Source organism: Citrobacter sp. Cf088, from assembly GCF_030334295.1.
Taxonomy (GTDB): Bacteria; Pseudomonadota; Gammaproteobacteria; order Enterobacterales; family Enterobacteriaceae; genus Citrobacter; species Citrobacter freundii.
This window is the reverse complement of the sequence record NZ_JAOWEE010000053.1, coordinates 1,093,263-1,107,346: the sequence shown is the minus strand read 5'-3', so window position 1 is coordinate 1,107,346 and position 14,084 is coordinate 1,093,263. Positions and strand designations below refer to the sequence as shown.

11 protein-coding genes and 2 pseudogenes are annotated in these 14,084 nt (G+C 47.6%); 6 read left to right on the top strand and 7 right to left on the bottom strand.

The features are described from left to right. The first annotated feature begins 42 nt into the window (after positions 1-42). From OGV71_RS18185 to OGV71_RS18170, 4 genes and pseudogenes are all read left to right on the top strand, one after another. Positions 43-417, top strand: a complete 375-nt coding sequence (locus OGV71_RS18185) for a cytochrome b562 (protein ID WP_013096889.1) — start codon at positions 43-45, stop codon at positions 415-417. 463 nt (positions 418-880) lie between these two features. Then, positions 881-1,111, top strand: a pseudogene (locus OGV71_RS18180) (IS3 family transposase); the annotation flags it as partial. 94 nt (positions 1,112-1,205) lie between these two features. Next, positions 1,206-1,787, top strand: a complete 582-nt coding sequence (locus OGV71_RS18175; RefSeq protein ID WP_001004932.1) for a cytochrome b/b6 domain-containing protein — start codon at positions 1,206-1,208, stop codon at positions 1,785-1,787. Positions 1,788-1,921: 134 nt separating this feature from the next. Continuing rightward, the gene (locus OGV71_RS18170) at positions 1,922-2,611 is read left to right on the top strand and encodes a VIT1/CCC1 transporter family protein (RefSeq protein ID WP_000549951.1); all 690 of its coding nucleotides are present in this window, start codon (positions 1,922-1,924) and stop codon (positions 2,609-2,611) included. 157 nt (positions 2,612-2,768) lie between these two features. Here OGV71_RS18170 and OGV71_RS18165 read toward each other — a convergent pair whose 3' ends face one another. The 5 genes and pseudogenes from OGV71_RS18165 to malX all read right to left on the bottom strand — a co-directional run. Next, complete coding sequence (locus tag OGV71_RS18165; RefSeq protein ID WP_016537359.1) at positions 2,769-3,365, bottom strand: hypothetical protein; 597 nt, start codon at positions 3,363-3,365, stop codon at positions 2,769-2,771. Then, a complete protein-coding gene (locus OGV71_RS18160; RefSeq protein ID WP_023280004.1) occupies positions 3,349-3,717 on the bottom strand; it encodes a hypothetical protein in 369 nt (122 codons plus the stop codon). Before OGV71_RS18160 ends, OGV71_RS18165 begins: the two co-directional genes overlap by 17 nt. Then, positions 3,707-4,468 carry a lysozyme inhibitor LprI family protein gene (locus OGV71_RS18155; protein WP_023280005.1) on the bottom strand — a complete coding sequence of 254 codons (762 nt, stop codon included), beginning with the start codon at positions 4,466-4,468 and terminating at the stop codon, positions 3,707-3,709. The genes OGV71_RS18160 and OGV71_RS18155 overlap by 11 nt, the downstream gene beginning before the upstream one ends. A gap of 558 nt (positions 4,469-5,026) precedes the next feature. Beyond that, entirely contained in the window at positions 5,027-6,796 is a 1,770-nt protein-coding gene (locus OGV71_RS18150; RefSeq protein ID WP_013096884.1) for a recombinase family protein, read from the bottom strand. Positions 6,797-6,881: 85 nt separating this feature from the next. Beyond that, positions 6,882-8,012, bottom strand: a pseudogene (gene malX / locus OGV71_RS18145) (PTS maltose transporter subunit IICB); the annotation flags it as partial. A 169-nt stretch (positions 8,013-8,181) separates the two neighbouring features. Between malX and OGV71_RS18140 the strand changes: the two are divergent. Then, entirely contained in the window at positions 8,182-9,210 is a 1,029-nt protein-coding gene (locus OGV71_RS18140; protein WP_003843556.1) for a Mal regulon transcriptional regulator MalI, read from the top strand. Between the two features lie 47 nt (positions 9,211-9,257). On the opposite strand, the gene OGV71_RS18135 is transcribed toward OGV71_RS18140, so the two are convergent. Then, on the bottom strand, positions 9,258-10,766 hold the full coding sequence (locus OGV71_RS18135; RefSeq protein WP_087878858.1) for a YdgA family protein: 1,509 nt from the start codon (positions 10,764-10,766) through the stop codon (positions 9,258-9,260). 106 nt (positions 10,767-10,872) lie between these two features. Further along, a complete protein-coding gene (gene manA, locus OGV71_RS18130) occupies positions 10,873-12,048 on the bottom strand; it encodes a mannose-6-phosphate isomerase (protein WP_071697162.1) in 1,176 nt (391 codons plus the stop codon). 262 nt (positions 12,049-12,310) lie between these two features. Here manA and fumB point away from each other — a divergent pair, with 262 nt between their 5' ends. Then, positions 12,311-13,957, top strand: coding sequence for a class I fumarate hydratase (gene fumB / locus OGV71_RS18125; protein WP_003028969.1), 1,647 nt, complete (start codon positions 12,311-12,313; stop codon positions 13,955-13,957). Positions 13,958-14,084: the final 127 nt, after the last annotated feature.

The following is a 14,084-nucleotide window of genomic DNA, read 5'->3' as shown; positions in this document are numbered from 1 at the left end:
CTTCTGACTGTGAAAACGAGAGTAAACAATATGGAGGCTATTATGAGAAAAATTATGCGTACTGTTGTGATAGGAGCCACCCTTCTTTTATCCCCCTGTGTAATGGCTGGTTCTGACGGTGTTGAACATGCCATGAAGATGATGAATAAAAGCTACCGCGCAGCACTTAAGGAGGAGGACGTTACATCCTTCAGGAAAGATATGCGGGAACTGAAAGCAACAGCAGAGTCCATCCTGAACAGCCCTGTAGAAGGGTATGACAGGGAAACGTATGTTGCAGGCATGTCACTTCTAATTGATGAGGTAACTGCCGTTGAAAGTACCGCTGAGAAGGAAGGTCTTGACGCCGGGAAAATTGCAGCACAGAAACTAGGCAGTCTGATGAGAAAATACCACAATAAACTAGGTGTTGACTGAGACCGGGAATTATTCGGTGAAGGTAGATATGCTGGAAAGATATCCCTGAACTGACATGATACACGTGCCTGTAATCAAGCAGATAGCTATGCACTGGTGAGGAAATTTCACAACGTTATCTTATCTGCAAAATACATATAAAAATGTTGGGGTAACAAACATGCATTATCAATGCTACATATTTTAGTTTGTTGCCTCAACATAAGTTAAGTACCTATTGGTGTTGCGCGGGGTGGATTCAGGGGGCCAAATTATATTTGGTGGTCACGCGTCAGTCTGTGTTTTGTTTGTTGGTCATGATGACCTGCTCCCCGTTGATTAACACACTGATGCCCGTAATGTCTTCATCATCGGTATGAGACCCTCATTAAGATGCTTTTTTCCGGCAAATAAATCATCAGTATCCTCTTCGAGGCTGGAACAGGGATTCTAAGCCATGTGCTTTGCCGTAAGAAGATCATTTCCGACGTCACCTAATGTGGCTTGGTGAATGGATTTTGTCATGGCTGCACTCTTCATCGGTCGTCGGATTAAGTGCCGTACGATCCACGTCGCTTTTGGAATTTCAAGCGTTCAGATATAAGCATTCTGTACAGCATTGCGTTGTTTCGTGGCTATCTGGCGACGATAAGAACCACTCAGGAACCTGAATTTACCTGTCGAGTACTGGGCCTTTGAACATGGTTTGGATATTACTGAGTGCATCTTGGTTTTGAGAAGTTAAGGTTATCATTAATAAAAAGGCATAATATTGAGTGGTCAACCAACCTTAAAAAAGTGGCTAAATTATGAACGAAAATTTACGTAATGCTCTTCCTCACAAAAACACACCATTTCTACGTGTGCTGCATATCATCGTAGCTGTATTGATTTTATTGCAGATTATTAATTCAAACCTTACCGAAAGCGATGCGCTTAGTGACTATACTCTCACTGGGTTCGTAACATGGTTCCATGTTATCACTGGGTTATCACTGATTGTCCTTGGGTTTGTCATGCTTGCATGGATGCTGACACAACGAGGATTTCGTTACTATTTTGCCTGGGTGGTCCTTGATTTTCGAGGTGTGGTTGAAGATATCAAAATGCTGATATCATTCCGTCTTCCTGAAGCTCATGCTGGTGGGATTGCTGCTCTGGTTCAGGGGCTTGGTGTACTTGCACTATTGGGCGTTGCATTATGTGGTGGATTCTGGTTTGCTCTCAATACTGCTCTTGGCACGTCACCTGTGCTGACAGAAACCGTCCTGCATGTGCATAAGTTTCTGACTGTATTTATTGAAACCTATTTCTGGGCACATGGTGCGATGGGGTTGCTGCATATCTTCCTCACCGTTCGTAGCCAAAGGAAAAATCCCGTTACCGAATAGTGCTGTAGGTTTATGATGGATAAGATGCCCTGTAATGGTTGGCTAAAACAGACTATAACCGCGCATTTATCCGTCAATGCATTTTCTATTTATCCGTAATTCCGATGAGTATGCGTATTTGAAGGAAAAAATATATGCATCTTGAACGACATAGTATCGAAAAAGTGGGATGGCTGAGGGCAGCTGTACTGGGGGCAAATGACGGAATTGTTTCGACAGCGAGCCTTGTTCTTGGGGTTGCATCTGCAAATAGCAGTCCTTCCGGTGTTTTACTTGCAGGTGTTGCAGGACTGGTTGCCGGAGCTATGTCAATGGCTACAGGGGAATATGTTTCCGTCTCATCTCAGGCGGATACCGAAAACGCAGCACTTGCCCAGGAAAAAAGGGAGCTGGAAACTGATTATCAGGGAGAGGTGCGGGAACTGACTTCACTTTATATGCAACGTGGACTGGAGCCAGAGCTTGCCCGGCAGGTTGCGGAGCAACTTATGGTCAAAGATGCCCTGGATGCTCATGCCCGTGAAGAACTGGGGTTGACGGATATAAATTCTGCACAGCCCCTACAGGCAGCTGTCTTTTCTGCCCTGAGTTTTTCCGCTGGTGCGGTGTTACCCTTAATCGTGGCATGGCTCTCCCCTCTGAAACTGGCTTTTTTGTTGATAATCCTTTCCACCCTTTTTTCACTGGCGGTCCTTGGCTATATATCTTCGGTTTTGAGTAAAGCCTCTCCTGTCAGGGCGATCATAAGAATTACGTTCTGGAGTACCATGGCTATGCTTTTGTCTATGGGGATTGGTCATTTTGCAGGGCAGGCCCTGCTTTAATGTTATGAAGCACAATTCGTGTACCATCTTACTGGCGATGCTTCGCAAAACAATTTGCAATGCAGCTCCCTTCAAACTCGATTCCTGCTTGCGCCAATACCTGTTGAAGGGGTGATGGAGGGGATTCTCCCCCTCCATTTCAAGGGCAAGGACAACGCTACTTCTGGCAAATTTCCCGGTCGTAAACGCCACCATTGACAACCAAAATTTGTCGTTTCTTCTTTGAAATCATATCAGTCATTATCTTCGAGTCATCAAGAAAGATACCACCAAAGGTTCCAGGTCGTGCATTCTTCCCGGCGATTATAATCAGATCCCCAATATTCAATGCAGCAACTTTATCGTTATTGTAATTCGTATCTTCAAATATGAACTTCAGGCCTTCATCTGAACCGGGAATACCCAATGTTACTACAGGATTTTTTCTGAAAGTAACAGTACCGATACCAGTTATTTTTCCTGTTACCATTAACTGACATTTTTTGAAGTCATTTGTTGCCCTGAATTCATGTTGTTCAAACCGCGCATAAACTTCCCCTGTTGTATACATTCGCGGAAGTATATCGATTATCGATGGTTTGGATGGTTGCTCAGGTTGTTGCTGAGTTACGGTATCAGCATTTACCTTGGCCTTCACTTCGGGGGTTTTAGGCTGATATGGGGGGGGCGTCAGCCCGTAAAGGAGATTGATGCCGTAGGCTATTGCGACGGTTATGACTGCTATTTTAATATAACGTTCATAGGGTGATTTCATTTCGTTCTTCCATAACTTCTATCTTAACAATACGCTCTCCATTACGATATATTTTCAGCTTGTCAGGCGGGGACTTCACTGCATTACGGATTTCGTTCATTGTATCTTTCGATAACATATCACAGCCTTCCATATACATAACCCTACGGGTATCGGTATCTGGTATGTTAGTGAAACTGCTACTGACCCATAAATCGGGTATTTCAATTCCATGTATCAGCTTCATATACACAACGATGAACGCATCTGTCAGGTGAAACCGTCCAACTGTGTATTTTCCGGTATAGGTATTACCAGAAGACGATGCTACCCAATCGTTTTTTAAAACCAAAGTCAGTGCATTATTTTCCATATTCAGACTCCAGTTCACGAATGCGATTGTTCGTCATGTCGGTAAGACATTTCTGTTCATTATTGCAGCCGGATTTGTGCTTTATCCATTCTCTTTGAGAAGGAAGCAATCGTTTTCGGGTTTCAGGGCTAAGGCTTTTCCAGACCGAATTAAGTTTCTCATCGCTTGCTTTATAACTGTGTGTATCGACGTTTGAGGTTACTGCATTGTTTTTGGGAGCTTCGCTACCGCTGCTATAGAAAACGGGTGCACGTACTCCCTGAGCGTAGTCTTTAGCTGCTTTTTCCCCCACGGCTTGCCCATTCGCAGTCAATACCTTTCCGAACTCTGTAGTGTCGAAACTGTAATTGCGGATCTCGCCATTGAAGTCCAGCTTCACGTTAACGGTTGTTGACTTCGAAATGGCAGTCAAGAAATCACCAGCTTCGGACCCGAAGGAACAAGCGACTTCTTTAGAATCACTGACATTAGGGCGTAACCCGTGCATCGTGAATCTGCCGTTATCAGTTGTAGCAGTGATATCTACCAGCGGAACGATTGATGATGATTGCTTTGTCATCGCGAAGCATATTCCCTTCAGATTTACATCCCTGTCCATCCCGAGAAACATCAGTGCGTTTTTGTCGCTGCTGGCGACACCCATTGATTTTGCCTCTGGCAAGAAATACACGGTACTGGAGGCGGTGGTTAAACCTGAAACGAAAACAACACCTGACGCCATGATTTTTAACGTTTTAATAAGAATTGTCATTCTGGATACCTTCTTTCTTTCGCACTCCATCGTGGACAGAGTATTCATTCCGTGAGTCTTGTTTACGAGAAACACTAACCGAAGAATCATGATCTTACATTGATCTATGAAATCTATCAATATCGTATAATTGATCTGTAAAAACGATCGATTAACATGGGGAGAAGAGGGGGAAGATGCGAAGGGTATTGTTTTTAAAGGGTTTTAAAATGGTTCATATGCTTGGTGTTAACGTCGGGCGGCGGGCAGCGGTTAGTCTTGAATACTGCGATTGAAAGACATAACAATCTACTTTGTGCGGGGTTTCCGGCAACCATAGAGGTGTTTCGATAAGGAGCGGTGCAATAAGTACAGTTCGTAGACAGAATGAATACGATGTAATTTTGAACCCTTGCTCTACAACGCTCTGTATCAAGTTTTACGGGGGTTTTATATTGAACGATGCCTGAAGTCTGCTTTAATCGCTCTGACAAGATACAGAGCGATTCATGGCTATATAGCGATGGATTACGCTAACATTTCTGTGGGGCAATTTTACAATGGCACTAACACTTACCTTTATTCCGTCAGTTCATCGATCAGTGTTCGGGGATGATCTAGTCGTTTTTTCGCTTCCGTCATGAACTTGTCTCGGTTGATCAATATGTCAATATGGTCATGCAGTATCAAACCTTCAGATTCAAGAATTTGAATATCGTTGATAGTCTGCGCTTCAACATAAATCTTACCCTTCTTCCAGCCTGAGTTGTTTTCGATAACGATACGCTGTTTATGCTGATCGCGGTATGTGATGGTAAACAAGTTGTGTTTCTTATCTATTCTGGAGCAATCTACGCGCATAATAACGGTCTTAATGTTTGCTCTTATTTTTGTGCGTAAAGGGTTAAGTGCGTCATCAATGTCAAACTTCCTGAACTTGTCCCAACCTTCAGTGTTCATTTGCACGATTGATTCATCGTATAGTCTTTTTTCCACTATCAGACTTTGTTTTTCTTGTTCTAGTTGATCAATTTGCGAAGTGAGGCTATTAATGATCTCAGGGCTTTTAGCTGAACCTATAGCCAATACATAGTTCTCAATTTGCGATTGTATGTCCGCTATTTTCCCTTCTAAACCAGATGGTTGATATTTCGTCTGTAAGAATATTCTATCGGCTATTAGTTGTAAAATCGTCCTTTCAAGGGTGCTTGCCCTGAATCCCCACTTATTACAATCTTGATGTAAATCTCTGGATGCACATTGGTAACGGTAAGCATGTGGATGGTTTTTAAGGGTTGATTTAGCCTTAACCATGTAACATGAGCAGTGCGCACAGTGCAAAATACCAATACCGGAAAGTAATGGTATTTCTGGATTACTCTCGCGATTCGGGGCAAATCCTTTGTTTCCAACTTGGAGCTTTAACGCTTCATATTCATCTTTGCTGATGATCGCAGGGTAATAATCATCCAGAACGTATTCTGCATTGTTTACAGTGATTACTTTTCGTCCATAAATGGCAGGTTCAAGGATTCTGGAACAATGCTGCATATTCCATATACCTTTTGATTTTTTGTTGCCAATAACCGGTCCATCGTAGTTGTTTTTCAGATGTTGAAGGATCATCCGATTTGACCAACCGTCTTGTTTTAACTGGATAATTTTTTTTGCTATGGGGAACAGGACTGGATGCGGATTGACATATCCAGTACTTGAATCTGTCCACCATTTATCCGAGCCTAACTCTTTAATTGCGACTACAGGATCACCTGGTTTCCGTTCCTGGTGACGTCTGATCTTGGACAGAGCACTTGCAATGGTGCGGTGTGATTTGGTTGAACTTTCTTCGTTTGCACGGCTGAACAACATCACGCTAAACATCAGTTGCTGCAATGTCTCGGTGTTTACTTCAGTCTGTCTGTAAACCTGTTTATCAATCCCGGTAATTACCGTGATGCCATTAAGTAATAAGCTGGTGAAAAGGTTAACCGCTTGCATGGCGTTCTGGCGTGAGAAGCGATCAAGGGATTCAATCAAGAGGAAAGACCCCTTTGGGATCAAACCGGATTCAACTTGGTCTATGAAATCCGATAAAGCTCCTTCCTGAACGTTTTTACCCTTGTACGCGGATACCCCTAAATCTTGGTATTCCTCGAAAATCTCCAGATCGTACTCAGTAGCAATCTGTTTTGCCATTTCAGCAATGTAGCTCTTCTGACGCTCAATCGAACTACCTTTACCTTGTCGTTCGCTGGAGTAACGGATATATGAATATAAGCGTGGACGATTCATGGTATTGAATTTCACTGGAAGTACTGTATTTCTTAAGATTGTAACATGTGCAGACATTGGTCATCACCTCCTTGGTAATCCATTGGGGCGACAGGTATAGCTGTTTTTACGCCTCAATTCTTAATGAGGTGTATTTTACTTTAGTGTTACCGATGGTGACGCCAAGCACTGCCATCACAGTGAAGCCAAGACCGGTCAGCAGGGCGTGGATCACATACAGAACTGGGGCAACGAACAGGAATAAGAACTCAAGGGGCTCGGTGGTACCGCCGATCACACAGGCAATAAGACCGGAAATTAATAACCCTTTAATTTTATGACGATTTTCAGGGCGAGCACAGTGGTACATAGCGAGCGCTGCCCCCGGTAAACCACCGAGGAACGCAGGCATTTTGCCCTGCGACAGGAAGCGGGTTGCGCTTTCAGAGAAACCTTGTGTTGTCGGGCAGCTCAGTTGGGCCTGGAAAATAGTCAGTGCGCCGCTCACGCTGTGACCGCAGACTTCTTGCGTGCCGCCAGCCTCGGTGAAGCGAATGAGCGCCACCAGAATATGATGCAGACCAAACGGCAGCAGCAGACGTTCACCGGTACCAAACAGCATTGGGCCAAATTCTCCCGCGCTGTTGATGATGTGGCCGAGCCCGGTAATGCCCATGGCGAAAACCGGCCAGATCAGGGGAATAACCAGCCCGACCAGCCCCATCACCACCGAGGAGATGATAGGCACAAAGCGGGTGCCGCCGAAGAAAGCCAGCGCATCCGGCAGACGAATGTTGTGGAAACGTTCATGCAGCATCCAGACGATGATCCCGGCAATAACAGCACCGAGGATCCCAGTATCGATCGACTGGATCCCCAGGATATTCTGCACGTTGTTGGCCTTCAGGATCGCGGCATCCGTGGTAGGTAAGATACCTTTCGCGGTTAACCAGAAGTTGACGGCAAGGTTCATGACCGCATAACCAACAAAACCGGCAAATGCCGCTACACCTTTGTTCTCGCGAGCAAGGCCGAGAGGTATGGCAATACAGAACATCACCGGTAAGAAACTAAACGCAAATGAGCCTACTTTGCTCATCCAGGTAAAGATGGCCTGCAGTACCGGATTACCCAATGCCGGGATCAGTGTTAAGACATCATGGCTGCTTAACGAGCTGCCGATCCCCAACATGATCCCGCAAAATGAAAGTAGCGCTACGGGGAGCATAAAGGTTTTGCCCAACTGCTGGAAAAATTCCCATAACGTTATTTTTGGTGTGGTTCTCGTCGTCATCAAACGACTCCTCGTAAAAGCTAGCTGACTAATGATGGCGAGAAGATAAAACGTTTTACCTAATTTTAGTGCGGTATAAATCACATTATCGAACGATAATAGGGCGTATAAATATAAGTGATTGATAAAACGTTTTATCCGTCACGTTATCAGGGAGTTTTCCGTTTTTATGGCTATAGCCAAAAAAATAACCATCCATGATGTTGCGCTGGCCGCGGGCGTTTCGGTCAGTACTGTCTCATTGGTGCTTAGTGGAAAAGGTCGTATTTCATCCGCGACAGGCGAACGCGTGAATGCCGCTATTGAGCAACTCGGATTTGTGCGTAATCGCCAGGCATCGGCGCTGCGTGGCGGGCAGAGCGGGGTAATTGGTTTGATTGTGCGCGATCTTTCTACGCCGTTTTACGCCGAGTTGACGGCGGGTCTGACGGAAGCATTAGAAACGCAGGGGCGCATGGTCTTTTTATTACATGGTGGCAAAGATGGCGAACAGCTCGCGCAGCGTTTCGCTATGTTGCTAAATCAAGGGGTTGATGGTGTGGTGATCGCCGGGGCTGCCGGCAGTAGCGACGACCTACAACAACTGGCCGCCGATAAGGGGATACCGGTGGTGTTTGCGTCTCGGGCAAGCTACCTGGATGATGTCGACACCGTCAGACCTGACAACATGCAGGCTTCGCAATTGCTGGTTGAACATCTTATCCGCCACGGGCATCAGCGAATCGCGTGGTTGGGGGGGCAGAGTTCCTCATTGACTCGCGCAGAGCGTGTCGGCGGCTATTGTACGACGTTGCTAAAGTATGGTTTACCGTTTCATAGCGACTGGGTGCTGGAGTGTTCATCCAGCCAGAAGCAGGCCGCAGAGGAGGTAACCGCGCTGTTACGTCGTAACCCAACGATCAGCGCAGTGGTATGCTACAACGAAACCATTGCCGTTGGCGCCTGGTTTGGCCTGATGAGAGCAGGGCGTCAGAGTGGTGAAATTGGCGTAGATCGCTATTTCGAACAGCAGATCTCCTTAGCGGGATTTGCCGATGTAGCGGAAAATGCACTGGACGATATCCCCATTATTTGGGCCTGTACGCCTGCGCGTGAAATGGGATATACCCTTGCTGAGCGCATGCTGCAGCGCATTGGGCACGATGATGGTCATTCGCGTAACCTGACGCTTTCCGCCCGTCTGGTGGTGGCCAAATAAAAAAGGCCCGATAAACACACGGTTATCGGGCCTGTTGTCACGCGTATTTACTGTTGCGGGATAGCCGGGGCATCCGGTTCGCCGAGAGAAGGCATACCGAACATGCCAACAAACTCATCCAGCGGCATTTTTTGTCCGTTTAACGTAACCTGTCCGTTTGCGTATTGCAGGCTGGAGCCGATGACGTTGTCCTGCATCGTTGTAATACGGAACATCTGACCCATTGCCGCCAGGCCATTCACCTGTTGCTTCGCAAGATCGGCCGCTTGCTCCTGCTGATAGCCTTCAATTTTGGCGATCTGCGTCATGAACTCAGTCGCCATATCGACCGGAATCGTCAGCTTGGCATCCAGTGATTTGACCGAACGATCCACTTCCTGAGCCAGCGTTTGTGGTTCCTCAGTATTTGTTGTCGGATCTTTTAGCAGCAGTGACAGATTAAATGCGGTTTCACCTTTCGCATTTTTCCAGCTCAGCGGGGCAATGGTGATAACCGGCTCGCCTTTCATCAGTATCGGCAGCGCATTGAAGAAAGCTTCGGTGACTTTTTGCTGATAAAGCTCAGGATTTTGTACCACATCGATCTGCGCCATCAGCGCCTTGGTTTGGGCGCTATACTGCTGACTGAACTGATGCAGGGCTTCACCGTCAATCTGGGCAACTTTCAGCGTCAGCTTACCGCTACCCATATCCTGGCCCTGCAATTTAAGGCTGTTCAGCGTGTAATCCAGCTGGCTGTTGACAGTTTTACCGTCGTTAACCAGATCGGATTTGCCATCGATACCCATGCCTTCAAGAACCGCCAACTCTTTACCCTCGACCGAGATCGATAGTTTTTCGAGTGACAATTTCTGGTCGCCGATGCGCTCACCAAAGCTGGCAATACTGCTGGAACCCTCAGTTTTCAGATTATTGAAAGTCATTTGTACTTTCTGGTCATACTCGTTGACCGCATTGACCACGCCGCTTTGTGCATTGCCTGTCAGCGAGACAGCGTTACCTTCTTTGTCTGCTGTAAACTGGAATTCCCCGCCGCTGAAGGCTACTTTTTCGTCGCCTTTCTCGTAGTTCAGTGGTTTAAGGGAAAGATCGGAACGGGTATCGCCGCTGTAGCTGATACGGGAGTTAATGACAAATGGCGACTCACCCTTGGCAATATCAAACAGCGGTTTGGTAACGTCGTTATTCACCAGCGTCGTTTTCACGGAGGCCATAGCCGGAACCAGATTCAGTGACTTCAGTTGGGCCAGTGGGAAGGGACCGTGATCCACCGTTTCATCCAGCACAATACTTTGCCCCGGTTTCAGCCAGGAATCTGCCTGCCCGGCTATTGGTTTCACCACCAATTGCAGTTGGCTATTGAACACCCCGCGCTGGTAGTTTTGATAACTCAGTTCAATACCCGCCTCAGGGGAGAAACGTTTTAACTGATCGTTTGCCTGCGTCACCATCTCGGCGAGATGCGTTTCAAGTTTCTTACCTGTGTACCAGGCACCGCCCGTCCAGACGATACCCAGCGCAACCACCACACCCGCAGCTACCAGCGATTTTTTCATTTCGATATCCATAAAATAAAACCAGGCGTTTTAAGACGCCTGGAGGAGTGACATGTCTTTAACTCACTACAGCTTAGCAAGAGTTGTTAAAAATATCAGTATCTTGCTAAAGCTTGTTATAAACCCGGGCTAAACGACCTGCGCCACTGATGTTAACCGGCGATTCATTCGCGCCAATAAAGGCCGATTCACCCGGTCGCAGAACCAGACGTTGCTCGCCTTTGCTCAGTACAGCTTCACCTTCGATGCAGAACAAAATGGCCGCACTTTGCTGGCTGATATCTGCGCCACTGGTAGTAAGCTCATGCAGGGAGAACGCAAAATCGTCAACCGGGATCGGGAAATCCAGTTCGCCATCAGACTTAACCGGCGTGGTCAGTAACTGGTTTGCTGGCTTGGCGACAAACTGCACGTTGGCGACCAGTTCGGGGATATCAATATATTTTGGCGTCAGTCCGGCACGCAGCACGTTGTCCGAGTTAGCCATCACCTCAAGCGCCACACCTTGCAGGTAAGCGTGCGGGGTTTCGGCAAATAAGAACATAGCTTCGCCTGGATTGAGTTTCACCACATTGAGCAGCAGCGGGGAGAAGAGCCCACTGTCGTTCGGGTAGACGTCGGCGATCAGACGGATGGTTTGCCAGGGTTCACCCTGCTGGCTGTTCAGCGCTGATTTCAGGATCGCCAACGCATGGGATTTCTCCTCATCCTGCATATTCAGCAAGCTGGCGAAAAGATAGCTCAGACGTTCTGCACTCGGCTCTTCCAGGAAATGCGCAATAGCCGGATGTGCGGCGGAGACGGGTTGTAACAATGCAACAATGTCAGAGAACTCGCGGAATGCGTTCATCGCCAGGAAAGGCGTCAAAGCAAAAACCAGTTCCGGTTTGTGGTTAGGATCTTTGTAGTTGCGCTCAGCCGCATCCATCGGGATCCCTGCGGCGTTTTCTTTGGCAAATCCAATTTCAGAGTTGTGCTTGTTAGGATGAACCTGAATCGAAAGCGGTTGTGCAGCGCAGAGCACTTTAAACAGGAAGGGCAGCTCACCAAAACGCTGCGCAACGGCATCGCCCAGCAGTGCGGATTTATCGTGCTCGATAACGTCGCGCAGAGCAACCGTCTGTCCGTCAGCGCCCAGAACCTTCGAACTGCTTTTCGGATGCGCACCCATCCACAGCTCAGCCATCGGTTGCTGAGTGGGGTTGGCAATGCCATAGAGTTCCGTTAACGCCGTTTTACTTCCCCAGGCGTAGTTTTGCACTGAGTTGATGAGTTTTTGCATTATCAAGCCCTGTTTCAATGTGGAATTTTCTACGGCTATTAAACCAAGAAACCCTGAGGGAAGTAACCTGCACATGTAAAAAGTCGTACTTGTCTCAGTTTTTGTTAAAAAAATGTGTAGGATATGGAGACTCGCTTTTAATACCCTGAGTGATTCCGGTTGCAGACAGCCCTTCCTTCTACAACCGGATCTGCGGCAGGGAAGCAGGGCAACGGAACATCTGCCCAGAGAATAACCAGACCGAGCAGTAAGTGAGAGCACAATGTCAAACAAACCCTTTCATTATCAGCATCCTTTCCCCCTCAAAAAGGATGATACCGAATACTATCTGCTGACCAGCGACTATGTCTCTGTTGCCGAATTTGAAGGGCAGGAGATTGTTAAAGTCGCGCCACAAGCTTTAACCCTGCTGGCTCGTCAGGCCTTTCATGATGCGTCGTTTATGCTGCGTCCCGCACATCAACAGCAGGTAGCCGATATTCTGCGCGACCCGGAGGCCAGCGAAAACGACAAGTATGTGGCCCTGCAATTTCTGCGTAACTCTGACATCGCGGCAAAAGGCATTTTGCCGACCTGTCAGGACACCGGAACCGCGATTATCGTGGGTAAAAAAGGTCAGCGTGTCTGGACCGGTGGTGGCGATGAGGAGGCGCTGGCTCGAGGCGTCTATAACACCTACATCGAAGACAACCTGCGCTATTCACAAAACGCAGCGCTGGATATGTATAAAGAGGTGAACACCGGCACCAACCTGCCAGCACAGATTGATTTGTATACCGTCGACGGCGATGAATACAAATTCCTGTGTATTGCCAAAGGTGGCGGTTCGGCGAACAAAACCTATCTGTACCAGGAAACCAAAGCGCTGCTCACGCCGGGCAAATTAAAAAATTACCTGGTTGAGAAGATGCGTACGCTGGGTACTGCGGCTTGTCCGCCGTATCACATTGCGTTTGTGATCGGCGGAACGTCAGCGGAAGCTACGCTGAAAACGGTAAAACTGGCTTCGGCTAAATACTACGATGAGCTGCCGACCGAAGGTAACGAGCATGGGCAGGCATTCCGTGATGTGGAGCTGGAAAAAGAGCTGCTGATTGAAGCGCAGAATTTGGGGCTGGGCGCGCAGTTTGGCGGGAAGTACTTCGCGCATGATATCCGCGTGATCCGCCTGCCGCGTCACGGCGCGTCGTGTCCGGTTGGTATGGGCGTCTCTTGTTCTGCTGACCGTAATATCAAAGCCAAAATCAACCGTGAAGGTATCTGGATCGAAAAACTGGAACATAATCCAGGTAAGTACATTCCAGAAGAGTTGCGTCAGGCGGGAGAGGGCGAAGCGGTGCGCGTTGATCTCAATCGTCCGATGAAAGAGATCCTGGCCCAGCTGTCGCAGTATCCGGTCTCTACGCGTTTGTCACTCAACGGTACAATTATTGTTGGCCGTGATATTGCGCATGCGAAACTGAAAGAACGTCTGGATAACGGTGAAAGTTTGCCGCAGTATGTTAAAGATCACCCGATCTATTACGCCGGTCCGGCAAAAACGCCGGAAGGCTACGCCTCTGGTTCGCTTGGCCCAACCACGGCCGGACGTATGGACTCGTATGTTGACCAGCTTCAGGCCGCTGGTGGGAGCATGATTATGCTGGCGAAAGGCAACCGTAGCCAGCAGGTGACCGATGCTTGCCATAAACATGGCGGCTTCTATTTAGGCAGTATTGGCGGCCCTGCCGCGGTGCTGGCCCAGGGCAGTATCAAGAGTCTGGAGTGCGTGGAATACCCGGAACTCGGGATGGAAGCCATCTGGAAAATTGAAGTGGAAGATTTCCCGGCGTTTATCCTGGTGGATGACAAAGGCAATGATTTCTTCCAGCAAATTCAGACGTCGCAGTGCGCACGCTGCGTTAAGTAACGTCAACCGCCCTTCGGGGCGGTTTTTTTTACCGCACGAACCACCAAACGACAGTTTTATCCTCGTTAATACTCATAAGACCAACGCAAGTGGGCAATGTCGAAACATAACCTAATCAACTGTTAAT

Bases quoted from the DNA above. Each gene is read 5' to 3' on its own strand.
- OGV71_RS18185 (WP_013096889.1), top strand. From the start codon at position 43: ATGAGAAAAATTATGCGTACTGTTGTGATAGGAGCCACCCTTCTTTTA.
- OGV71_RS18175 (WP_001004932.1), top strand. From the start codon at position 1,206: ATGAACGAAAATTTACGTAATGCTCTTCCTCACAAAAACACACCATTT.
- OGV71_RS18170 (WP_000549951.1), top strand. From the start codon at position 1,922: ATGCATCTTGAACGACATAGTATCGAAAAAGTGGGATGGCTGAGGGCA.
- OGV71_RS18165 (WP_016537359.1), bottom strand. From the start codon at position 3,365: ATGAAATCACCCTATGAACGTTATATTAAAATAGCAGTCATAACCGTC.
- OGV71_RS18160 (WP_023280004.1), bottom strand. From the start codon at position 3,717: ATGGAAAATAATGCACTGACTTTGGTTTTAAAAAACGATTGGGTAGCA.
- OGV71_RS18155 (WP_023280005.1), bottom strand. From the start codon at position 4,468: ATGACAATTCTTATTAAAACGTTAAAAATCATGGCGTCAGGTGTTGTT.
- OGV71_RS18150 (WP_013096884.1), bottom strand. From the start codon at position 6,796: ATGTCTGCACATGTTACAATCTTAAGAAATACAGTACTTCCAGTGAAA.
- OGV71_RS18140 (WP_003843556.1), top strand. From the start codon at position 8,182: ATGGCTATAGCCAAAAAAATAACCATCCATGATGTTGCGCTGGCCGCG.
- OGV71_RS18135 (WP_087878858.1), bottom strand. From the start codon at position 10,766: ATGAAAAAATCGCTGGTAGCTGCGGGTGTGGTGGTTGCGCTGGGTATC.
- manA (WP_071697162.1), bottom strand. From the start codon at position 12,048: ATGCAAAAACTCATCAACTCAGTGCAAAACTACGCCTGGGGAAGTAAA.
- fumB (WP_003028969.1), top strand. From the start codon at position 12,311: ATGTCAAACAAACCCTTTCATTATCAGCATCCTTTCCCCCTCAAAAAG.